This is a genomic window from Actinospica durhamensis (assembly GCF_018139695.1).
Classification (GTDB): Bacteria; Actinomycetota; Actinomycetes; order Streptomycetales; family Catenulisporaceae; genus Actinospica; species Actinospica durhamensis.
In genome coordinates this window covers 1-20,917 of the sequence record NZ_JAGSOG010000094.1, presented here as the reverse complement: position 1 = coordinate 20,917, position 20,917 = coordinate 1, and the positions used below count along the sequence as shown (strand labels likewise).

General features: G+C 72.7%; 17 protein-coding genes. 11 read left to right on the top strand and 6 right to left on the bottom strand.

Features of this window, described 5'->3' with window-relative positions:
- Positions 1-41 precede the first annotated feature (41 nt).
- Complete coding sequence (locus KDL01_RS19225) at positions 42-1,238, top strand: HEAT repeat domain-containing protein (RefSeq protein ID WP_212529909.1); 1,197 nt, start codon at positions 42-44, stop codon at positions 1,236-1,238.
- A gap of 108 nt (positions 1,239-1,346) precedes the next feature.
- Entirely contained in the window at positions 1,347-3,554 is a 2,208-nt protein-coding gene (locus tag KDL01_RS19220; protein WP_212529908.1) for a protein kinase family protein, read from the top strand.
- A gap of 18 nt (positions 3,555-3,572) precedes the next feature.
- On the opposite strand, the gene KDL01_RS19215 is transcribed toward KDL01_RS19220, so the two are convergent.
- From KDL01_RS19215 to KDL01_RS19200, 4 genes are all read right to left on the bottom strand, one after another.
- A complete protein-coding gene (locus tag KDL01_RS19215; protein ID WP_212529907.1) occupies positions 3,573-5,720 on the bottom strand; it encodes a (Fe-S)-binding protein in 2,148 nt (715 codons plus the stop codon).
- Entirely contained in the window at positions 5,721-6,797 is a 1,077-nt protein-coding gene (locus KDL01_RS19210) for an electron transfer flavoprotein subunit alpha/FixB family protein (protein WP_212529906.1), read from the bottom strand.
- A 58-nt stretch (positions 6,798-6,855) separates the two neighbouring features.
- Positions 6,856-7,653 carry an electron transfer flavoprotein subunit beta/FixA family protein gene (locus tag KDL01_RS19205; protein WP_212529905.1) on the bottom strand — a complete coding sequence of 266 codons (798 nt, stop codon included), beginning with the start codon at positions 7,651-7,653 and terminating at the stop codon, positions 6,856-6,858.
- 67 nt (positions 7,654-7,720) lie between these two features.
- Complete coding sequence (locus tag KDL01_RS19200; protein WP_212529904.1) at positions 7,721-8,308, bottom strand: GNAT family N-acetyltransferase; 588 nt, start codon at positions 8,306-8,308, stop codon at positions 7,721-7,723.
- 54 nt (positions 8,309-8,362) lie between these two features.
- Here KDL01_RS19200 and KDL01_RS19195 point away from each other — a divergent pair, with 54 nt between their 5' ends.
- The 3 genes from KDL01_RS19195 (at position 8,363) to KDL01_RS19185 (ending at position 11,065) form a co-directional block, all read left to right on the top strand.
- Positions 8,363-8,740, top strand: a complete 378-nt coding sequence (locus KDL01_RS19195; RefSeq protein ID WP_212529903.1) for a nuclear transport factor 2 family protein — start codon at positions 8,363-8,365, stop codon at positions 8,738-8,740.
- A 144-nt stretch (positions 8,741-8,884) separates the two neighbouring features.
- Complete coding sequence (locus tag KDL01_RS19190) at positions 8,885-9,796, top strand: alpha/beta fold hydrolase (RefSeq protein ID WP_212529902.1); 912 nt, start codon at positions 8,885-8,887, stop codon at positions 9,794-9,796.
- A 75-nt stretch (positions 9,797-9,871) separates the two neighbouring features.
- Positions 9,872-11,065, top strand: a complete 1,194-nt coding sequence (locus tag KDL01_RS19185) for an ARMT1-like domain-containing protein (RefSeq protein ID WP_212529901.1) — start codon at positions 9,872-9,874, stop codon at positions 11,063-11,065.
- Here the strand turns inward: KDL01_RS19185 and KDL01_RS19180 are convergent.
- Positions 11,052-12,233 carry an ROK family protein gene (locus KDL01_RS19180; protein WP_246576660.1) on the bottom strand — a complete coding sequence of 394 codons (1,182 nt, stop codon included), beginning with the start codon at positions 12,231-12,233 and terminating at the stop codon, positions 11,052-11,054. The two genes, KDL01_RS19185 and KDL01_RS19180, sit on opposite strands and share 14 nt — an antisense overlap.
- Positions 12,234-12,344: 111 nt before the next feature.
- Here KDL01_RS19180 and KDL01_RS19175 point away from each other — a divergent pair, with 111 nt between their 5' ends.
- From KDL01_RS19175 to KDL01_RS19160, 4 genes are all read left to right on the top strand, one after another.
- Positions 12,345-13,454: a Gfo/Idh/MocA family protein gene (locus KDL01_RS19175; RefSeq protein ID WP_212529899.1), complete on the top strand. Its 1,110-nt coding sequence runs from the start codon at positions 12,345-12,347 to the stop codon at positions 13,452-13,454.
- A gap of 2 nt (positions 13,455-13,456) precedes the next feature.
- A complete protein-coding gene (locus tag KDL01_RS19170; RefSeq protein ID WP_212529898.1) occupies positions 13,457-14,377 on the top strand; it encodes a sugar phosphate isomerase/epimerase family protein in 921 nt (306 codons plus the stop codon).
- A 124-nt stretch (positions 14,378-14,501) separates the two neighbouring features.
- Positions 14,502-15,266, top strand: coding sequence for a sugar phosphate isomerase/epimerase family protein (locus tag KDL01_RS19165; RefSeq protein WP_212529897.1), 765 nt, complete (start codon positions 14,502-14,504; stop codon positions 15,264-15,266).
- A complete protein-coding gene (locus tag KDL01_RS19160) occupies positions 15,263-16,363 on the top strand; it encodes a Gfo/Idh/MocA family protein (RefSeq protein WP_212529896.1) in 1,101 nt (366 codons plus the stop codon). Before KDL01_RS19165 ends, KDL01_RS19160 begins: the two co-directional genes overlap by 4 nt.
- A gap of 107 nt (positions 16,364-16,470) precedes the next feature.
- Here KDL01_RS19160 and KDL01_RS19155 read toward each other — a convergent pair whose 3' ends face one another.
- Positions 16,471-17,088, bottom strand: a complete 618-nt coding sequence (locus tag KDL01_RS19155; protein WP_212529895.1) for a QsdR family transcriptional regulator — start codon at positions 17,086-17,088, stop codon at positions 16,471-16,473.
- A 123-nt stretch (positions 17,089-17,211) separates the two neighbouring features.
- On the opposite strand from KDL01_RS19155, the gene KDL01_RS19150 reads away from it, so the two are divergent.
- A complete protein-coding gene (locus KDL01_RS19150) occupies positions 17,212-18,669 on the top strand; it encodes a flavin-containing monooxygenase (RefSeq protein WP_212529894.1) in 1,458 nt (485 codons plus the stop codon).
- Positions 18,670-18,794: 125 nt separating this feature from the next.
- Positions 18,795-20,909, top strand: coding sequence for an MFS transporter (locus KDL01_RS19145; RefSeq protein ID WP_212529893.1), 2,115 nt, complete (start codon positions 18,795-18,797; stop codon positions 20,907-20,909).
- Positions 20,910-20,917 lie beyond the last annotated feature (8 nt).

Sequence of the window (20,917 nt, the reverse complement as noted above, 5' to 3'; positions counted from 1 at the left end):
GTTCACGCCTCGGCGTGCCGCACCGGAATAAGCTTCCGGATATGGGGTTGGATTTCGCCGAGTTGAACAGGCTGGGCTGGCCGGAGCGCACGGCCTTTGTACGGGCCCTGTTGGCGCGCTCGCGCGAGGCGGCACTGGAGATCCTGACCGAGTCCCTCGATTTCCGCCATTACGGGTGGGTGACCGACCTCGCGGTCGGCCATCTCGGCGAGCGCGCCGATCCACGGGCGGTCGAGATCGCCGTGGCGCACCTGGAACGCAAGGGGTTCCGCAGCCTCCAGGCGATCCGTCTGCTCGGCCTGGCCCGGGCCGAGCAGACCGTCCCGCTGCTGGTCCCGTTCCTGCCGGGAGGCCCGCGCTGGTACAAGGGCAGCCAGAACACGGCCGAGGCCTACACGGCGCTGACGCGGATCGGCACCGAGGCCGCCCACGCCGCCGTGCTCGCCTCGCTGCGCGCCGTGGACGCGCAGGAGACGGGCGAGGAGGCCGTGCGGGGCCTGTGTTGCTTCGGCTCGCCGGAAGCCGTGGACCTGGTATTCCGGTTGACCCCGACGATTGCCCGGATGTGGGAGGGCAACACGCTGGCGGCGGTTGTGAAGGTCGTCGACGAACGCTTCACGCCGTTCCTGCTCGAGGTCTGCGCCGGTCCCCACCGACGGATCGGGCTGGCGGGCCTGTACCGCGCGGCGAGCGAACGGGCCGTGCAGCCGCTGTGCCACATGTTCCTGACGACGCCCGATCGTCGCGAGCGGCGCCTGATCGGCTCCGTCATCGCGCGCCACCGCGGGGACGCGTACTACTACCTCGTCGCCGGGGTGTACGAGCGCGAGGCCGCCGACGTCCGGATCTGCCGTGACTACCTCTGGCTGCTCGGCCAGGTCGCCCCGAGCGACGGGGTGGGGCTACGCGACGCCTCGGTCCACGCGATGAGCCGCGTCGCGCGCCATCTGCGGCACACCGACGCGCTGGTGCGGGCCCAGGCCGCCCGTTCCCTCGCCCGCCTCGGACCGCCCCGCCAACAGCTCGCGCCGCATCTCAAAGATCTGCGGCACGCGCTCTGCGACACCCTCCCCGGCCTGCTCGACGACCCCTCGTACCGGGTCCGCGCCGCCACGGCCGGCGCGCTGGCCTCACTCGGCGATCACGACGCACTCCCCCGGCTGCGCGCCGTGGCGATGCAGGACCCTGTGACGTGCGTGCGCGACGCCGCCGCGGCCGCGATCCGCCACATGACTTAACGTCAGCATCACACCACACCGGCGATACAAGACCGTGACACACGCGACGGTATCGATTGGGAGACGCCCATTTCGCGCAGGTGGCCGGAACCGGCAGAATGCGCGCTTGTGATCGGCATATCAGAAGGCATCGTCCTCGCGGACCGGTACCGGCTCACCCGGCGGCAGAGCGAGCGCGAGACCGGGGCGTCCTGGATCGCGGTAGACCTGGAGACAGGTTCGGACGTCTGGGTCCAATTCGCCGACCACGGGGGGCTCGCGCGCGCGGCCGACATCATCCGTGGTCTGGCAGACTCCTCATCCCACGCGACGGCACTGCCGAGCGTGCTCGACACCGGCGAGCTGAGGATGATCGTGGACTCGCGCGCGCTCGCCGCCCTGCGCGGCGGCGCCGAGGCCCACGCCACGCACGTCGAGATCGTCATCGAGTTCGCCGTCGTCAGACCCCTGACCGGCCGCGGGCTGCCGGCCAAGATCCAACGCAGGGCGCTGCCGCCGGCCGAGGCACTGGCCGTCGCAGTCACCCTGGCCGGGGCGCTCGGCGAGGCCCTGGCCGCGGGCGGCTCGCACGGCTGGCTCGGCACGGGCTCGATCTGGCTGGTGCGCCGTGGTGGCTGCGTACTGGACCTGGCACTCGGCCTGGCCTACCCCGACGGCTCGGCGATCGAGCTCGAGCAGCAGGTGACCGGCTATTTCGCGCCGGAACGCTTCGCGCTCGCGCGCGAAGCCAACGCGGCCGTGGGCAGCGGCTCGAAGGCCACCCAGGCCGCGGACGTGTTCGCGCTGGGCTGGATGGTCTACGAGATGCTCATCGGCCACGCGGAGCTGCTGGCCGAGTACGAGCGTCTGGTGGCGGGCGCGGGCGCGGTGACCACGGTGGAACTGCTGGCGCTGTGGCGGGCGCGGGCCCGTGCACACCTGACCGAGCTGGTGGAGGCGGACTCCGCGCTCGCCGTGCTCATCCTGGCCTGCCTGGCCGAGAACCCGGCCGAGCGTCCCGACTTCGCCGCCTTCGGTGAGCGGGCCCGCGCCGCGGCGAAGGGCTTGGCCGGAGTGGCCCCGCTGGTCGTCCCGGTCTCCCGGACCCGTGCGGGCGCCGCGGCGGGCGAGGTGGGCGCGGCCGCGCTGGTGGCCGGCGTCATCGGTGGCGCGGCGGTCCTCGGTGCGGCGGCCGTCGGCGCGGAGCTGCTGGCGGGCGAGGCGATGGCGGCCGAGGCTTCGGCGGAGTCGCGCGCCGCGGCGCAGTCCGCCGGGGCGGGTGGTGCGCTCGGCACGGGCGGATCGCTCGGCGCCGGCGGCAGTGGCGCCGAGGCGGCGGCGACGCAGTCCGCCGGTATGGCAGAACTCGCCGATACCGGTGCCGGATCCGCGACGTCGGCCGCGGGGTCGGGCGAAGGCGCCGGATCCGCCGCGTCGGCCGCGTCTGCCACGTCGGCCGAGAGCGCGGTGGTCGCCGAGGCGGAGACGGTGGTGCTCGCCGCGGCGGCCGCTGCCGGAGTCGGTGTGGGCGCCGCGTCGGCGGCCGAAGCTCTGACCGGCTCGGGCGCCGCTTCGGGTGTTTCGGCTTCGGGCTCTGCTTCCGGTGCCGCTTCCTCGGGTGCGGAGTTCGCGTCAGAGGGCTTCGTCGGGTCGGGTTCCGTCTCCGGCAGCGAGACCGAGGTCTCCGTTGCCGCCGAGAAGGAGATCGAGCGCCTGTCCCACCGCGCCCGGCTCGCCACGATCGGCGGCACGGCGGCGGCCGTGGTCGCGCTCGGGGTGGGCATCGCGGTCGGGTACTCCATCGGGCACGGCGGCGGCAGCAACAACTCGGCGCTGCTCACCGCGGCGGGGACGAACGCCGCCGGCACGGTGGCGAGCCCGTCGAGCAGCCCGGTGGTGGCCGCACCGGCTCCGACCGTGACCGTCACGGTGACCGTGACGGCCTCCGAGTCGGCGCCCGCGACCTCCGCGTCCGCGGCGGCCGGCTCCGCAGCGTCCGGATCCGGCTCCTCCTCGGCCAGCGCGTCGGCTTCGGCGGGCGCGGTGACCTCTCCGGGGCTGCCGGCGGCGTCGTCCTCGACCGAGGCGATCAACGAGCTGACCGAGGAGATCCAGTACACCCTGAGCGTCGGTCAGATCAGCCAGAGCACGGCCGAGCGCCTGACCGCGGCCGTGGCCAAGCTGAGGAGCTCGCTCGGTACGGGTTCGTCCTCGAGCTCGCTCTCCAGCCTGACCTCGCTGCTGCGTTCGCTCGAGCAGTCCGGCCACCTGCCCAGCAACGCCGAGCTGACCCTCGAGAGCATCCTCGGCTACTTCTACGCCGAGTCCGGCAGCTGATCCGGCTTCAGCTACGGATCAGTCGCCCGACGCCGCAGGCTGCTGCTGCGTCTCCGTGCTTCGGCGCACGGAGCGCAGCAGCACCTCGGACACGTCGGTGACCCGCACGTCCTGCCCCGCCTTCCCCTGCTGCTTGCGTGTCGCGACGCCGTCGGTGAGCATCACGATGCAGTAGGGGCAGGCGGCCGTCACCAGGTCCGGGTTGGTCTCGAGCGCCTCGTCGGTGCGGGTCTCGTTGATCCGGGTGCCGATCGTCTCCTCCATCCACATCCGCGCGCCGCCGGCGCCGCAGCAGAACGAGCGCTCGCGGTTGCGCGGCATCTCGGTCAGCCGTACGCCGGGGACGGCGCCGAGGATCTCGCGCGGCGGGCTGAAAACGCGGTTGTGCCGGCCCAGGTAGCACGGGTCGTGGTAGGTCACGTTGACGTCCACCGGCTCGACCGGGGTGAGTCTGCCCTCCGACACGAGCCTGGCCAGCAGCTCGGTGTGGTGCACGACCTCGTAGACGCCGCCCAGCTTCGGGTACTCGTTCGCCAGGGTATTGAAACAGTGGGCGCAGGTGACGACGATCTTCCTGGCCCCCACCTCGTTGAGCGTCTCCACGTTCTGCTTCGCGAGCTCCTGGAAGAGCAGTTCCTGGCCGAGGCGCCGGGCCGCGTCGCCGGTGCAGGTCTCGCCGCTGCCGAGCACCATGAACCCGACGCCGGCCTCGTGCAGGAGTTCGGCGACGGTGCGGCTGGTCTTCTTCGCGTTGTCGTCCAGGGAGCCGGCGCACCCGACCCAGAACAGGTACTCGACGTCGGCCGGGAGGGTCTCCTCGTCGTTCTCGCCGAAGACGCGCACCGGGAACGGCAGGCCCTGGGTCCACTCGAGCCTGGCCTTGGCGCCGCGGCCCCACGGGTCGCCCTTGCGTTCCAGGTTGCGCAGCATACCCTGCGCCTCGTGCGGGAATTCGGACTCGATCATGACCTGGTAGCGGCGCATGTCGACGATGTGATCCACGTGCTCGATGTCGACCGGGCACTGCTCCACGCAGGCGCCGCAGGTGACGCAGGACCACAGCACGTCCGGGTCGATCACGCCGTTCACGTCCGCGGAGCCGACGAGCGGGCGTTCGGCCTCGGCACGCACGGCCTCGGGCAGCGCGGCGCGCTCCTCGTCCGAGGAGGCGAGCAGGTAGGGCGCCTTGGCCAGGGCGTGGTCGCGCAGGCCCATGATGAGCAGCTTGGGGCTGAGCGGCTTGTCGGTGTTCCAGGCCGGGCACTGGGACTGGCAGCGCCCGCACTCGGTGCAGGTGGCGAAGTCCAGCAGGCCCTTCCAGGTGAAGTCCTCGATCGCGCCGCGGCCGATCTTGTCGTCCTCGCCCGGGTCCTCGAAGTCCACCTCCGCGCCGGCGCTGTAGACCGGCAGCAGGGCGCCGAGCGCGCGGGGGCGGCGGGAGAAGGCGATGTTGAACGGCGCCAGGAAGATGTGCAGGTGCTTGGAGTGCACCACCAGCACCAGGAAGCCGAGCACGACGCCGAGTGAGAGCAGGATCCCGGTCGTCTCCAGCACGTCGTTCGCGGTGCGCCCGGCCGGGCGCAGCACGTCGGCGGCGAGTTCGGAGGCGAAGGCGCCGTGCCGGTAGGGGAAGTAGCCGGTGTTGATCTGGGCACCGCGGTAGAGCAGCAGCGTCCACATCACGTTGAAGATCATGAAAAGCACCAGCCAGGCCGCGCCGAGGTGCGAGCCGGAGAAGCGGGAACTGCGGCCCTCGCGGCTCGGGGACTGGCGCAGCCGGATCGCGGCGAAGGCGGCGAGGCCGACCAGCACGGCGACGATGAAGAAGTCCTCGAGGAAGCCGAGCCAGGTGTCCGTCCCGATCAGCGGGATGTGGAAGTCGCGTTGGAACAGCGCGCCGTAGCCCTCCACGATGGTCGCGCCGAGGATGACGAAGCCCCAGAACACGGCGAAGTGCGCGGCGCCGGCGCCGGTCCATTTCAGCAGTTTGCGTTGTCCGAACACCTCGGTGAGCACGGCCCACAGCCGCCGGCCCGCGTCCTTGGTGCGTCCCGGGTCGGCCGGCTGCCCGGCCCGGCCGAGCCGGTAGAGCGTCAGTACGCGGCGGGCGGCCAGACCGAGGGCGAGCACGGTCATGGCCAGGCCGAGGATGAGTCGTACGAGCACTTACGCCTCCGCGGGTTCGGGCAGTTGGGGCAGTTGGGGCTGTTCGGGCTGTTCGGGCCGTGCGGGCTGTGCGTGGGGTTCGTCCGCTGGGTACGGGTCGGTGGACGCGGCGCGCGTTCGGGCACGGCGCCGGAGTTCGGCGAGCAGTGCGGGGAGCAGGGTGCGCAGGTCGCCGACGACGGCGAGGTCGGCCTCGCGCAGGATCGGCGCGGCCGGGTCCCGGTCCACGGCGACGACCGTGCGGGCGCCGCGGATCGCGGCGCGGTGGCGTACCGAGCCGGAGACGCCGCCGGCGAAGTAGAGCCGGGGCCGGATCTGCGCGCCGGGCAGGCTGATCCGGGCGTGGTCGGGTGCCCAGCCGAGTTCCCCGGCGGTGTGGGTGGCGCCGAGGCACCCGCCGAGCACCTCGGCGAGTTCGGCCAGCAGTGCGAAGCCCTCGGCCGAGCCGACGCCGCGTCCTCCCGCCACCACCACGTCGGCCTCGGTGAGCAGTTTCCGGTCGAGTGGGTGCGCGGGCGTGCGGCGCACGAGCCGAGGCGTGCGGGCGGCAGTGCCGCGAGCGACGCAGAGTTCTTCCACCGGCGGCAAAGGCTGAGCGTCGTGCTCGGGTGCCGATTCCGCCGGGAACGCGCCGGGCCGGATCATGAGGACGGCTGGTGAGTGGGTGATCGTGCTGCGCACGCGGACGCGGCCGCCGCAGGTCTCCTGTATGACGGTGATCCCGTCGTCCCCGCGCGCGAGTGCGACGACATCCGTGACGATGCCCGCCTCGAGCCGCACGGACAGCCGCGCCGCGATCTCGGTGTGTTCCCCGCCCCCGGTCAGCAGGATCAGCGCGGGGCGCAGGTGCCGGGCGGCGCACGCGAGGCTGTCGATCTCGCCGGCGGTCGCCTGAAGGACGCGGCGGGCACCGAGGCCGGCCAGTTCCGCGCGGGTCCGCGCGTCGGCCGGATCGCAGAGCACGGCGACGGGCGTGCCGACGCGGCGGGCGGCGGTGAGCGACTCGGCCGCGGCCCGGCTCAGGCCGCCGTGCGGTGTCCGCGCGCCGAGCACCAGCACCGCATCCGTCGAGGGCATGGGCGAACACATGTCCGTCATCGGGCCCGCTCAAACGAGACTTTCGACCAACATTGCCTCATACGAAGTGGCGGTCCGTCAGGAAGTCGGCGACCGCGCGGGCCGCGGCGGCCGGATCGGCGTGCGCGTCCAGCACCACCGGGCCGTGCGCGCGCCGGTCCTCGACCTCGCGGACCCGGCAGCCCGCGCCGGGCAGGCCCACCTCGGCCGGGTCGAGGCCGAGGTCCGCCAGCGACCAGCGGCGCAGCAGCTTGTGCCGGGCCTCAGCGAGAGCCGGGAAGGCGGGCGTGCGCGGCGCGATGCCGCGGTCGGTGAGCGAGACCAGGGCGGGAAGGTCGCAGGCGACCTCGTCGAGTTCGTCGTCCGAGGGGCTGGAGCAGAACCCGGTGATCGCGTTCTCCTGGACCCGGACGGCGTCGGCGGCGCAGACCGCGGGCACCCCGAGGCGTTCGGCCAGCATCACCGGGATGACGGCCATGCCCGAGTCCGAGGACGCGGCGCCGCACAGCACCAGGTCGTACCCGGCTTTGCGTAGGGCGGCCGCGAGTACGCGCGAGGTGGCGAGTGCGTCGCTGCCGTGCAGGGCCTCGTCGCACACGTGCACGGCGTCGTCGGCGCCGAGGGCGAGCGCGGCCAGCAGCGTGTGCGCGGCCTGTGACGGCCCCATCGTCAGGACCGTGACGTGCACGTCGATCCGCAGCCGGGCGATCCGCATCGCCTGCTCGATCGCGCAGCCGTCCGCGGCGTCGAGCACGCCACTCGGCCGGGCCCCGGCCCGGTCCACGGTCAGGTCCGCGGCGTAGGCCGGCGCGTCCCCGGCGTCCGGGACCTGCTTGACCAGAACGACGATCCGCACCGTCCGCCTCCGCTCCGTCGCGGCACACGAGCACTGATTCGCCGCAGAGTTTAGCGGGCCCGGCCGGTTACGCCATAAGGGTATTGATGCGCGCGTGGAGGTGCATGTCGTGCCAGCCGTCCTCGTGTTGGACCGAGCTGCGCTCCACGCCCTCGGCCTCGAACCCGCACCGCTCGGCGACCTGGCAGGAGGCCGGGTTCTCCATCGAGTGCAGCAGCCGCAGCCGGTGGAAGCCGGCCGTCTCGAAGGCCCAGGCCGCCACCGCGTCCAGCGCCCGGGGTGCGACCCGGCGGCCGCGGGCGGCCGGCAGCGTCCAGTAGCCGATCTCGGCGCGGCCCTCGTCCAGGGACAGCTCGCGCAGGGACATCCGGCCAAGCACCTGGCCGTTCCCGCGCGCGGCGACCGCCCAGGCCGCGCCGCTCTCCTCGGCCCACACCAGGCGCCAGCCCTCGATCAGGCCGCGCGCCTCGGCCTCGTCGTTCACGCGGCGCGCGTGCCACCGCTGGATCCCCGGGTCGGCGTACGCGGCCACCACGGCGGCGGCGTCGCCCAAGGCCCAGGGCCGCAACTCCAGTTCCGCGTCGACGGGCAGGACGGGCTGCGCGGTGCGAGCCAGTCGTCCCGCCGAGATGACCGGGCGAACGAGCGAAGGCATGGAACCATCCTGACAGAGGAGCACTCTTGATGCGAGCGCGTACTCTTGAGTTCCGTGACTACGCGTTCGAACCCCGTCGTCGACGTCGTCGACCTGGCACGCCGGTACTTCGAGATGTGGAACAGCGGTGAGGCGGCCGACGCGGCCGAGCTGTTGGATCCGGGCTGGATCGACCACGCGCACCCCGAGGTGCACGGCCCCGAGGACGTGCGCCGGTCGGTGGAGCGGGTCAGGGCGGCCAAACCCGGGCTGTGCTTCGAGATCGAGACCATCCTCGGCGAGGGCGAGCTCGCGCTCGTGGTGGGCGGCGTCGGCGACGCGACCCGGCCGGGGCTGCTCGAGGGCAGGCTGATCTGGCTGCTGCGGGCCTGCGAGGGCCGGCTGGCCGAGATCTGGACCTACCGTCCGGTCACGCCCGCCCCGGGAACGTAGGCACCCGGCGCGCATCGGGCCGACGCGCGCCCGCTCCGGACGAGCCGTCGCCACGGGGCCCGTCACGCGGTATCGTCCCCGCTCAGCGTCACCGTCGCGGCCGGCGGCGGGTCGGCGAGCGCATCAAGGACACCGGGAGGATCCATGGCACGGTGCAAGGCCAACGGAATCGAGCTCGAGTACGAGACCTTCGGCGATCCGGGCGCGCCGGCGCTGCTGCTGGTGATGGGGCTCGGGATGCAGCTGCTGGGCTGGGAGTCCGGGCTCTGCGAACGCCTGGCCGGTGCGGGCTTCCACGTGATCCGCTACGACAACCGGGACGCGGGCCTTTCCACCTTCTTCGACGAGGCTGGCGTGCCGGACTTGACGGTGCTCTACTCCGGCGACTTCAGCGGTGTGCCCTACCGGCTCGAGGATCTGGCCGAGGACGCCTCCGGCCTGCTCACCGCGCTCGGCCTGAGCGCGGCGCACGTGGTGGGCGCGTCGATGGGGGGAATGATCGCGCAGGAACTGGCGATCCGTCACCCCGAGCAGGTGCTCTCGCTGTGCTCGATCATGTCCACGACCGGCGCCCCCGACGTCGGCCACCCCACGGCCGAGGCCCTCGGGGTGCTGACCGCCCCGCCCGGCACCGACCGCGAGTCCGCGATCGCGCGCGGCCTGCGCACCTGGCGGGTACTCGAGTCCCCGGCGTACCCGCACACCGAGGAGCAGCTGCGCGCCACGGTCGGCGCCGCGTACGACCGGGCCAACCGCCCCGCCGGCTCCGCCCGCCAGCTCGCCGCGATCATCGCCTCCCCCGACCGCACCGAGCGCCTGCGCAAGCTCGCGGTCCCCACGCAGGTCGTCCACGGCGAGGCCGACCCGCTGGTCAACGTCAGCGGCGGACAGGCCACCGCCGAGGCGATCCCGGACGCCCAGCTGCTGGTCGTCCCCGGCATGGGCCACGACCTGCCCCTCCAACTGTGGGACGTGTACGTCGAGACGATCGTGGCGAACACGCTCCGCGTGGACGAGGCGGCCGAGGCGGCCGAGGCGAGCGACGCCGGGCTCTGACGCGCTCCGAAACGCTCCGCCGGGATTTCGGCCGGGCGCGACGGAGCCGTCACCTCGAGCCGATACGGTCGGTTCATGAGCACTCCGCCCGCGCCGCCGGTGATCACCGCGGCCGATCCCGCCGCGTTCCCGCACTCCGTCTTCCACGTCCGGCACCCGAAGGTCATCGCGCAGGTCAAGGCCGCGCTGCCGTACGGTCCGGAGCAGCTGTCCGCGCTCGACGCGTTCCTCGACGCGACCCTGCACGGCACGCTCGACCCGCTGCCGCAGGACGACGCCGGGGACCGGGCGCAGTGGGACCTGTGGGGGGCGCCGTACTTCGGGCGGGGGCTGCGGTGGACCGACGCGCCGTTCCTGTGGGCGGAGAGCTACTTCCACCGCAGGCTGCTGTCCGCGACCGGGTACTTCGCCGGACTGTGGCGCGGGGTGGACCCCTTCGGGCCGATGAAGGCCGCGAGCCTGGGCAGCGCCGGGCTCGCCGCCGAGCTCGCGCAGCTGGGGTCGACGGCGTCGCTCTCGGCCGAGGAGCGGGATGCCGCCGCGTTGCACGCCAGCCTCTGGGGCAACCGCGCGGACCTCGGCTTCCAGCTCGTCGCCGGGGCGCCGGTCGTGCCCGAGGTGCTGGTGGACGACGGGCCGGCCCTGTACGCGCACCTGGACGCGGCGCCCGGCCGGGTGAACCTGGTCGCGGACAACGCGGCCGAGGAACTCGTCTACGACCTCTTGCTCCTCGACCACCTGCTGGCGAGCGGGCGCGCCACGGAACTGACGCTCTATCTCAAGCCTCGTCCTTACTACGTCTCCGACGCCACGCCGCAGGACTTCGCGGCCGCGGTGCACCTGCTCGAGACGGTGCCGGGGCCGGCCGCGGACGCGGCGCGGCGGCTGCGGGCGGCGTGCGCGGACGGACGGCTGGTGCTGGTCGCGGCGGAGTTCTTCTGCGCCCCGCTGGGATTCGACGCGCTGCCCAAGGAGATTCTCGACGCGATCGCCACGGCCCGGGTGACCCTGTTCAAGGGCGACCTGAACTACCGCCGGCTGGTCGGGGACCGGCTCTGGCCGCAGAACACTCCTTTTCGTACCCTGACGTCCTACCTGCCGGGCCCGGTGGCGGCGCTGCGCACCTACAAGTCCGACGTCTCGGTGGGTCTGGACCCTGAGACGGTGCGCGCCCTGGACGCCGCCGAGCCCGGATGGCGCTTCGGCGGCCGTCACGCGGTGATCCAGTTCGGCGGCGCCGCGGACGGCGAGGGCGTCAGCGGTCGATGAAGGCCCCGATCCCGCTGGGCGAGAGCAGGTGGCGCGCGGCCAGCCGGGCCGAGCCGACCACTCCGGCGTGCTCGCCCAGCACCGAGGTCTCGATCTTCAGGCTGCGCGTGGCCAGCGGCAGCGCCCTGCGATAGATCACGCCCCTGATGTCGGCGAGCAGGTCCTCGTGCAGCTGCGCGAGGACCCCGCCGATGACGATGGTGTCCGGGTTGTGGAAGGAGACCAGCGAGGCCAGCACCTCGCCGAGCCGCTGCCCGGCCAGGCGCACCTGGCGCCGGGCCACCGGGTGGCCCTCGGAGACCAGCCGGACCACGTCCCCGGCGTGGTGGGCCTCGAGGCCCTCGGCGCGCAGCGCCGCGGCCAGCGCGGAGCCGGAGGCCACCGCCTCCACGCAGCCGGTGTTGCCGCAGTGGCAGGGGGCCTCGTCGTGTCCGGGCAGCCGGATGTGCCCGATGTCCCCGGCCGCGCCGGAGGCGCCGCGGTGCGGGACCCCGCCGGAGACGATGCCGCAGCCGATTCCAGTTCCGACCTTGATGTACAGTAGGTGTTCCGACTCGCGTCGGTGCACGTATTCGCCGAACGCCATCATGTTGACGTCGTTGTCCACCAGCACCGCGGCGGCGGCGAAGCCGTCCTCGAAGAAGGCCGGCACCCGGTGCCCGTCCCAGCCCTGCATGATCGGCGGGCGCACCACCGTGCCGGTGACCGACTCCACCGGCCCCGGCACCCCGATCCCGATGGCGCGCAGCGCCTCGGTGCCGCGTCCGGCCTCGGCGCACAGCCGCGCGAGGTCCTCCCGGACCAGCCCGAGGATCCGCTCGGGACCCTCGTTGATGTCGAGTTCGCGGGCGCTCTCGGCCAGCACCCGGCCGCCGAGTGTGGTCAGCGCGAGCCGTCCGTGGGTGGCGCCGAGGTCCACCCCGGCCACCAGCACCTGATCCGACGCCAGGTCGAGCGTGAACGGCGGGCGGCCGCGTTCGACCGCCGCCGGGCCGGCTTCCACCAGCACGCCGCGTTCGATCAGCAGGTCCACCCGCTGCGCGATCGCGGCCCGGGAGAGCCCGGTGGCGTTCATCAGGGTACTGCGGGTCGTGGCCGCGCCGTCGGCGACCAGACAGGCGAGTTCGCTGAGCGAGGCGAGCCGGCGCGCGGCCGCTGAGGTCGCCAAGGGGCCCCTCCCGAGTCGATGACTTATGACAGAAGTTAGCCTAATCATGCCTCTTGTCAGACGTAAAGGGCCCGCAATACCTTCGATACGAAGCAAGCAAAGGAGGGATGTATGCACCCGGTACGCATCGCCATCGCGGGCACGGGCATGATCGGAGCGGTGCACGCCGACGCCGCGCGGCGGGCGGGCGCCACGATCGTGGGCGTGTCCGCGTCCACCCCGGAACGGGCCAAGGCGGCGGCGGAGCGGCTGGGCGTGGCACGTTCCTTCGCCTCGTCCGAGGAGCTGGTCACGGCCGAGGACGTGGACGTCGTGCACATCTGCACGCCCAACGCCTCGCACGGCCCGCTCACCCGGCTCGCCCTGGCCGCCGGCAAGCACGTGGTCTGTGAGAAGCCGCTGTCCGTGGACGCCGCGGACGCGGATGAACTCGCCGCCCTGGCCGAGGCCTCCGGCCTGGTCACGGCCGTGCCGTTCGTCTACCGCTACCACGCGATGGCGGCCGAGGCGCGCCACCGGGTGCGTTCCGGCGCGATCGGCGACGTGCGGCTGATCCACGGCCACTACCTGCAGGACTGGCTCTCCCAGGCCACCGACGACAACTGGCGGGTGGACCCGGTGGCCGGCGGCGCCTCGCGCGCCTTCGCCGACATCGGCTCGCACTGGTGCGACCTGGTCGAGTGGGTGACGGGTCATCGGATCACCGAGCTCGCCGCGAACGTGCAGACGGTGCTGCCCGAGCGCACCCCGCCGGGCGCCGACCGGCACGCCGTGGCCACCGAGGACGCCGTGCAGGTGCTGCTGCGCACCGACCGCGGCGCGGCCGGCAGCGTGGTGATCTCGCAGGTCTCCCCCGGCCGCAAGAACCGGCTGTGGTTCGAGGTCGACGGCGCCGAGCACAGCGTCAGCTTCGACCAGGAGAACCCCGAGACGCTCACCCTCGGCGGGCGCGAGCGCACCGAGATCCTGATCCGCGACCCCGCCGCGCTCAGCCCCGAGGCCGCGCGGCTGAGCCCCGTGCCGGCCGGGCACCCGCTCGGCTACCGGGACTGTTTCGCCACCTTCGTCGCCGACGTCTACGACGCGGTCCGCCGTGCCGGCGCGGCCGACGCCCCCGCCGAGGCGCTCTACCCGACCTTCGCCGACGCCGCGCGCACCGCCCGGATCACCGAGGCCGTGCTGCGCTCCGCCGCCACCCGGACCTGGATGGAAGTGCACTGAAGTTGAAACTCGGATTCCTCACCGCGTGCCTGCCCAACGTGCCGCTGGCCGACATCGCCGCCTGGGCCGAGGCTCGCGGCTACCAGGCGCTGGAGGTGGCTGTGTGGCCCTCCACCGGCAGCCGTGACTTCGAGGCCAGCCACCTGAACGTGGCCGACTTCGGGCGCAAGCAGGCCGACGAGACCACCGCGCTGTTCGAGCGGCACGGGCTGACCCTCTCGTCGCTGGCGTACTACGAGAACAACCTGCACCCGGACCTGGCCCGCCGCGCCGAGATCGCCGCGCACGTCAAGCGCGCCGTGGACGCCGCGGCCCTGCTCGGGGTGGAGACCGTGGGCACCTTCATCGGCCGCCACCCCGGCCTGTCGGTGAAGGAGAACATCGCGCTCGCCGACAAGGAGCTGCCGCCCCTGGTCGAGTACGCGGGCGAGCGCGGCGTGAAGATCATCATCGAGAACTGCGTGATGGAGGGGTGGCACCCGGACGGCTACCCCGGGAACATCGCCTACTCCCCCGAGCTGTGGGAGTGGATGTTCTCCCTCGGCCTTTACCTCAACTACGACCCGTCGCACCTGCTGTGGCTGGGCATCGACCCGGTCACCGCGCTGCGTCCGTACCTTGATAAGATCCCGCACGCCCAGGCCAAGGACGCGCAGCTGGACCCGCGGGCCCGCGACCGCTACGGCTTCTTCGGCAAGACCCTCGAGCGCGAGCACCCGTGGGACGAGGGCTGGTGGCGCTACCGGGTGCCCGGCCGCGGCGACGTGGACTGGCGCGGGGTCGTGGACGCGCTCTACGAGGGCGGCTTCACCGGCGTGCTCTCGGTCGAGCACGAGGACCCGGTGTGGTCCGGCACCGAGGAGAAGGTCAAGCAGGGACTGGACATCGCCTACCAGACCCTGCGGCCCCTGATCAACGCCTGACGGCCTACCGGCCACGACAGGCACACGCCGCCGCGCGGGCCTCGGACCGATCCGAGGAAAACGAACCCCGCGCGGCGGCGGGCACAGAACACGTCACAACGCGAGAGCAAAGGAGGCTGCGGCCATGCCCAACCCGCTGAGCGTGCAGCTGTACACCGTGCGCGATTTGATCGCCGAGGACCGCGACGGGGTGCTGCGGCGCCTCGCGGAGCTCGGATTCGACGCGGTGGAGCCCTTCCAGCCCACCGTCGACCCGGTGGGCTTCCGCAAGGTCGCCGACGACCTCGGCCTGCGCGTGTCCAGCGCGCACGCCATGGGGCTGATCCAGGACGAGGACCCCAGCCCGGTCTTCGAGGCGATCGCCACCCTCGGCACCGACCTGGCCGTCGTGCCGGCCGGCATCGCCGAGGAGGAGTTCACCACCCTCGAGGGCCTGGCCCGCACCGCGGACCGGCTCAACGCGCTGGCCGAGAAGGCCAAGGCGCACGGGATGCGCCTGGGCTACCACAACCACTGGTGGGAGTTCGAGCCCGTATTCGAGGGCCGGCACGCCCTCGAGCTGCTCGCCGACCTGCTCGCGCCCGAGGTGGTGCTGGAGGTCGACACGTACTGGGCGGCCGTCGGCGGCGCCGACGCGCCGAGCGTGCTGCGCAACCTGGGCGACCGGGTCGCGGCCATCCACGTCAAGGACGGCCCGGTGGTCAAGGGCGAGCCGAACCTGGTGGTGGGCACCGGCCGGATGCCGGTCACCGAGGTCCTCGCCGCGGCGCCGAACGCGCTGCGCGTGGTGGAGTTCGACGCCTGCGCCACGGACATCCTCGAGGCCCTCGGCGCCAGCCGGGCCTACCTCGCCGGGCTGGCCGACGAGCAGGGCGGGACCTCGGCATGAGCGGCGGACCGGTCGGCGTCGCCGTCATCGGCGCCGGCAACATCAGCGGGCAGTACCTCGGCAACCTGACCCGTTTCCCGGACCTGCGGGTGCTGGCCGTGGCCGACCTCGACGAGCAGCGCGCCGCGGCCGCGGCGGCCGAGCACGGGGTCGAACGCTCGGGCAGCGTGGAGCAGGTGCTCGCGATGGACGACGTGGAGATCGTCGTCAACCTGACGATACCCGCGGCGCACGCGGCGGTCGCGCTCGAGGTGCTGCGCGCGGGCAAGCACGTGTACACGGAGAAGCCGCTCGCGCTCGACACCCCGGCCGGGCGCGCGGTGCTCGCCGAGGCCGAGGCGCGCGGCCTGCGCGTGGGCAACGCCCCGGACACCTTCCTCGGCGCGGGCATCCAGTCCGCGCTGCGGGCGGTGAACAAGGGCCTGATCGGCGAGCCGGTCGCGGCCACGACGGCGCTCGAGAGCAACGGTCCGGAGAGCTGGCACCCGAGCCCCGAGTTCCTCTACGCCGACGGCGCGGGCCCGCTGTTCGACATGGGCCCGTACTACCTCACGGCCCTGGTCGCGCTGCTCGGCCCGGCCTCGACCGTCGCGGCCACCGCGCGCAAGTCGCGCGAGACCCGCGTCATCGGCTCAGGCCCCAAGGCCGGAACCGAGTTCGCGGTGGAGGTCCCGACGCACGTCACGGCCCTGATCGAGTTCGCCGCGGGCGCCGGTGCGAGCACCGCGTTCAGCTTCGACTCCCCCGCCGCCAAGCGCCTGATCGAGATCGGCGGCACCGAGGCGACGCTGGCGCTGCCGGACCCGAACACCTTCGGCGGGCCGCTGCAGATCCGCACCGCCAAGGACGAGGAGTGGCGCGACCTGCCGATCGAGGGCACCGAGGCCGGCCGCGGCATCGGCGTGCTCGACCTGGCTCGCAATCTGCGCGCCGGCACCCCGCACCGCGCCTCGGGCGACCTCGCCCTGCACGTGCTCGACCTGATGTCCGCGATCTCGGCCTCCGCCGCCGAGGGCTCGTTCCAGAAGGTCACCGCCGAACTCGGCACCGTCGAGGCCCTCCCGGCCGACTGGGACCCGTTCGCGCGGACGCTGTAACGGCGACGACGACGGGACCGGTGCGCGAGGTCCGACGCTCTTCCGCGTCGGGCCCCGCGCACCGGTCTTTTCGGGGGCGGGTCCTTGCGGGATGAGTGCTTCTCCCGTTACTCCCGCTCCTCCTTGCCGATACTCGGCCACAGCCCCTCGAACAGCGCGCGCTGGATGCGGTCGGCCATGGCGACGTCGGGACGGCGGGCGGCGAGGACGTCGGCGTAGAGGAAGCTCTCGCCGATGCGGACGATGGCGTAGGCCAGGGCGCTGGGTTCGATGGTGGGGGCGAGGCCGAACTCGGCGATGTCGCGCCGCAGGAGCTCCTCGAACATGGCCACGATGCCGGCCTGTATCCGGCCCCTGGGATCGGTCAGCACCCTCATGGCCAGGGTCGGCTCCTCGTCCAGCAGCTTCCTGAGACCGGCCGAGCGGGACACGATCAGGTTGACGTGGCGGACGGTGCCGAGCGTGTGGAGTTCGCTCGGGATGCGCTCGCGTTCCCAGCGGCGGGCGGCGACGGCGAGGGAGCGCTCGGTGGCCTGCCACAGGGCGCGGCTGAGCAGTTCCTCGCGGCCGCCGACGCGGCGGAACAGTGTCGCGCGTGAGACGCCGAGTTCATCGGCCAGGCCCTGCATGTCGAGCCTGCGGCCGTCGAGGAACCAGCGTGCGGCCAGCTCGACGCACCGGTCGGTGGTGACGCTCGGGCTGGTCTCGACTGCGACGGGCGTCATGCGTCCCTCCCGGCTCGCTGCTCGCGACACGGCGTGAAACATCTTACGAAAGTGTTGCACACGCTGGGTTTCGGTGCCATTCTCACATGCACATCGCGCAGCCCCCGCCGACCAGGGAGGATCATGTCGACTACCGCCGCCCCGCCGGTGGACGTGCTCATCGTGGGGGCCGGGCTTTCCGGGATCGGGGCCGGGTGCCGGCTGCGGATCTCCTGTCCCTCCACGAGTTTCGCCATCCTCGAGTCCCGGTCCGCGAGCGGCGGCACCTGGGACCTGTTCCGGTATCCGGGGGTGCGTTCGGACTCCGACATGCACACGCTGGGCTACCGGTTCCGGCCGTGGACCGGCACGACGGCGCTGGCCGACGGCCCGGAGATCCTGCGTTACGTGCGCGAGACGGCCGAGCAGTACGGCGTCGACCGGCGGATCGAGTACGGCGTGCGGGTCGTGGGCGCGCACTGGTCCTGCGCCGACGCGCGGTGGACGGTGACGGTCCGCGACGCGGCCTCGGGCGAGGAGTCCACCCGCACCTGCCGCTTCCTGTACTTGTGCACCGGCTACTACCGCTACGACGAGGGGTACACGCCCGAGTTCGCCGGGCGGGAGGAGTTCGGCGGCACGGTCGTGCATCCGCAGCAGTGGCCTGACACGCTGGACGTGCACGGGAAGCGGGTGGTGGTGATCGGCAGCGGCGCCACCGCGGTCACGCTCGTGCCGGCGCTGGCCCGCGAAGGCGCGCAGGTGACGATGCTGCAGCGTTCGCCCTCTTACATCTTCTCCCTCCCCTCGCGGGACCCGGTCGCGGCGGCCCTCGGCCGGGTGCTGCCCGAGGGCCTGTCGTACCGGGCGGTGCGCTGGAAGAACATCAAGATCGCCACCGCGCTCTACCAGTTCTGCCAGAAGCACCCGAGGCGCGCCAGAGCCCTGCTCCAGGGCGCGGTCCGGCGCAGGCTCCCGGCCGGGTACGACGTGGACACGCACTTCACCCCCGCGTACGGCCCCTGGGACCAGCGGCTGTGCCTCGTCCCGGACGCGGACCTGTTCCAGGCGATCGCCTCCGGCGGCGCCGACGTGGTCACCGACCGGATCGACCGGTTCACCCGGTCCGGCCTGCGCCTCGCCTCCGGCCGGGAGCTGCCCGCGGACGTCGTGGTCACCGCGACCGGCCTGAACCTGCTGCCGCTCGGCGGCATCGGGCTGAGCCTCGACGGCGAGCCGGTGGAGGTGTCGGAGCACGTGGTCTACAAGGGCATGATGCTCGACGGCGTGCCCAACCTCGTCTTCGCCCTCGGATACACCAACGCCTCCTGGACCCTGAAGGTGGACCTGGTCGCCGAGTGCTTCACCCGGATCCTGCGCCACATGGACGCGCACGGCCGCACCGTCGCCGTGCCGCGGCTGCCGGAGGTGCCGATGACCAGGACGCCGTTCATCGAGATGACCTCGGGATACTTCGAGCGCTCCCGCAAACTCCTGCCGCTCCAGGGCGAAAGCGCACCATGGCGGCTGCGCCAGCACTACCCTACGGACGCCCGGCTGCTGCGCGGCCCGGTGGACGACGGGGCGCTGACCTTCGGCTGACGCCCGGTCCGCGCCGGCGCCGTAACGAGAGCCGCACGCAAAGCACCATCCGCACCTGCGCACACCCGTACATGCACAGCAAAGGACGTACAACCGAACTCCGACCGAAAGAAGAGTGGTCCGTCATGACCGTCAGCTCGGCCGCCCCGCCACCCGTGTCCGCCATCCCGGTGAGAGGCGGCATCTGGGGCAGACAGCTCGACCGCTACCCGTCGCACGGACCACGGGCGCTGTATCTGGGCATCGTCGTCCTCGCCACGATCACCCTCTATTACGAGCTCTACGTGCAGGGCTCGGTGGCCACCCAGCTCGCCGCCTCCCTGCACATGACGCTGGTGTATCTGATCTCGATCTCCATCGTGGGCAACGCGGTGGGCGCGCTCGCCTCGGTGGTCGCGGGCCTGGCCGACCGCTGGGGCCGGGCCAACCTCGTCGTCTACGGGCTCGCACTCACCGGCGCGCTGGTGCTCTTCGGCCTCGCCGGCGCGCACAGCAAGGCGCTGTACCTGGTCATGTTCGCCGCGGTGAGCTTCGTCGAGGGCATCATCCTGGTGGCCACGCCCGCGCTCATCCGCGACTTCTCCCCGCAGCTCGGACGCGCCTCGGCGATGGGCTTCTGGACCCTCGGCCCGGTCGTGGGCAGCCTGGTGGTCAGCGAGGTCGCCAGCCACACGCTCGTGCGCCACCCCGACTGGCAGTACCAGTTCCGGGTCTGCGGCGTGGTCGGCCTGGTCGTGTTCGTCCTCGCCTTCCTCGGCCTGCGCGAGCTCGCGCCGCAGCTGCGCGACCAGCTGATGGTGAGTCTGCGCGACCGCACGCTGATCGAGGCGCGGGCACGCGGCATCGACCCGGAGCAGGCCGTGGCCGGGCACTGGCGGCAGATGCTGCGGCTCGACATCATCGGGCCGGCGTTCGCGATCAGCGTCTACCTGCTGTTCTACTACATCGCGGTCGGCCTGTTCGTGGTCTTCTTCGCCACCACCTTCGGCTACTCCGAGGACCGGGCGAACGCGCTGGCGAACTGGTACTGGGGCTTCCAGTGCATCGCGCTCGTGCTGACCGGCCTGCTCTCGGACTGGCTGCGGGTGCGCAAACCGTTCATGGTGCTGGGCGGGGTGATCAGCTCCGTCGGCATCGCGCTGTTCGCGATCGCGACGACGCATCCGGCCACGACGTACTACCACTTCGTCGTGATCATCCTGCTGATCTCGATCGGCAGCGCCATCGCGTTCGCCTCCTGGATGGCCGGGTTCACCGAGACGGTGGAGAGCCACAACCCCGCCGCGACCGCGACCGGCCTGGCCGTGTGGGGCTCGACGCTGCGCACCGTGGTCGTGGTGGCGCTGATCGGCCTGATCGCGGTGATCCCGGCCGCGAGCACGCTGGTGGACCAGGGCAGCGAGGTCGCCGCCGCGGCCGCCGGAGCGACCCCGATCCTGACCGCCGACGAGAACGCGGCGGTCAAGGCGGTGGCCGCGGACCCGACGATCGTCACCCGGGTGCAGGCGATCGCGTCGCAGGACTCGGCGCAGCTGGCCACCGCCCAGCAGCTGACCGCGCAGACGCAGGTCGCGCTGGCCGCCAACCCGAACGACGCGGCCGCGCAGGTGCAGGCGCTCAGCGAGATCTCCGGGCTGACCGCCGCCCAGGTCACCCAGGTGCTCACGCTCGGCACGCAGGACCAGACCCAGCTGGCCACCGCCCAGGCGATCGACACGAGCACGCAGGCGGCGCTGCAGGCCAACCCGAACGACACCGCGGCGCAGGCGAAGGCCGTGGGTGACATCGCGACCGCGTTCCACATCTCCGCCGCCGCCGCGACCGCCCGGTTCCAGGCGCTGGCCCTGGTGCCGACCGCGGACCTGGCGCTGCTCGCCACCGACGCCAAGCCGGTGCAGACGGCCGCGACGCAGCTCAAGGCCCTGGCCGCGGTCCCGGCCGCGGACCTGGCGCTGGTACAGAAGTACGGCGGCGCGCTTCAGGACGCGAAGGTGCTCGCCGAGCTGCAGTACCTGCAGACCGAGGGCCCGATCGTGGCGCAGGCGCAGAAGGACGACCCGGGCCAGTGGCAGACCTGGTGGTGGATCTGCTTCGCCGGCGGCGTGCTGTTCCTGCCGTTCGTGTGGCTGCTCAAGGGCCGGTGGAGCCCGGCCAAGGCGCGCGAGGACGCGGCCGCGCACCACGACGCGGTGCGGCGCGAGCTCAAGGCACTGAGGCAGGCTGCCGCCTCGGGCGAGTAGGCGGACAC

Bases quoted from the DNA above. Each gene is read 5' to 3' on its own strand.
- KDL01_RS19225 (WP_212529909.1), top strand. From the start codon at position 42: ATGGGGTTGGATTTCGCCGAGTTGAACAGGCTGGGCTGGCCGGAGCGC.
- KDL01_RS19210 (WP_212529906.1), bottom strand. From the start codon at position 6,797: ATGCCCTCGACGGATGCGGTGCTGGTGCTCGGCGCGCGGACACCGCAC.
- KDL01_RS19200 (WP_212529904.1), bottom strand. From the start codon at position 8,308: ATGCCTTCGCTCGTTCGCCCGGTCATCTCGGCGGGACGACTGGCTCGC.
- KDL01_RS19190 (WP_212529902.1), top strand. From the start codon at position 8,885: ATGGCACGGTGCAAGGCCAACGGAATCGAGCTCGAGTACGAGACCTTC.
- KDL01_RS19185 (WP_212529901.1), top strand. From the start codon at position 9,872: ATGAGCACTCCGCCCGCGCCGCCGGTGATCACCGCGGCCGATCCCGCC.
- KDL01_RS19175 (WP_212529899.1), top strand. From the start codon at position 12,345: ATGCACCCGGTACGCATCGCCATCGCGGGCACGGGCATGATCGGAGCG.
- KDL01_RS19165 (WP_212529897.1), top strand. From the start codon at position 14,502: ATGCCCAACCCGCTGAGCGTGCAGCTGTACACCGTGCGCGATTTGATC.
- KDL01_RS19160 (WP_212529896.1), top strand. From the start codon at position 15,263: ATGAGCGGCGGACCGGTCGGCGTCGCCGTCATCGGCGCCGGCAACATC.
- KDL01_RS19155 (WP_212529895.1), bottom strand. From the start codon at position 17,088: ATGACGCCCGTCGCAGTCGAGACCAGCCCGAGCGTCACCACCGACCGG.
- KDL01_RS19150 (WP_212529894.1), top strand. From the start codon at position 17,212: ATGTCGACTACCGCCGCCCCGCCGGTGGACGTGCTCATCGTGGGGGCC.
- KDL01_RS19145 (WP_212529893.1), top strand. From the start codon at position 18,795: ATGACCGTCAGCTCGGCCGCCCCGCCACCCGTGTCCGCCATCCCGGTG.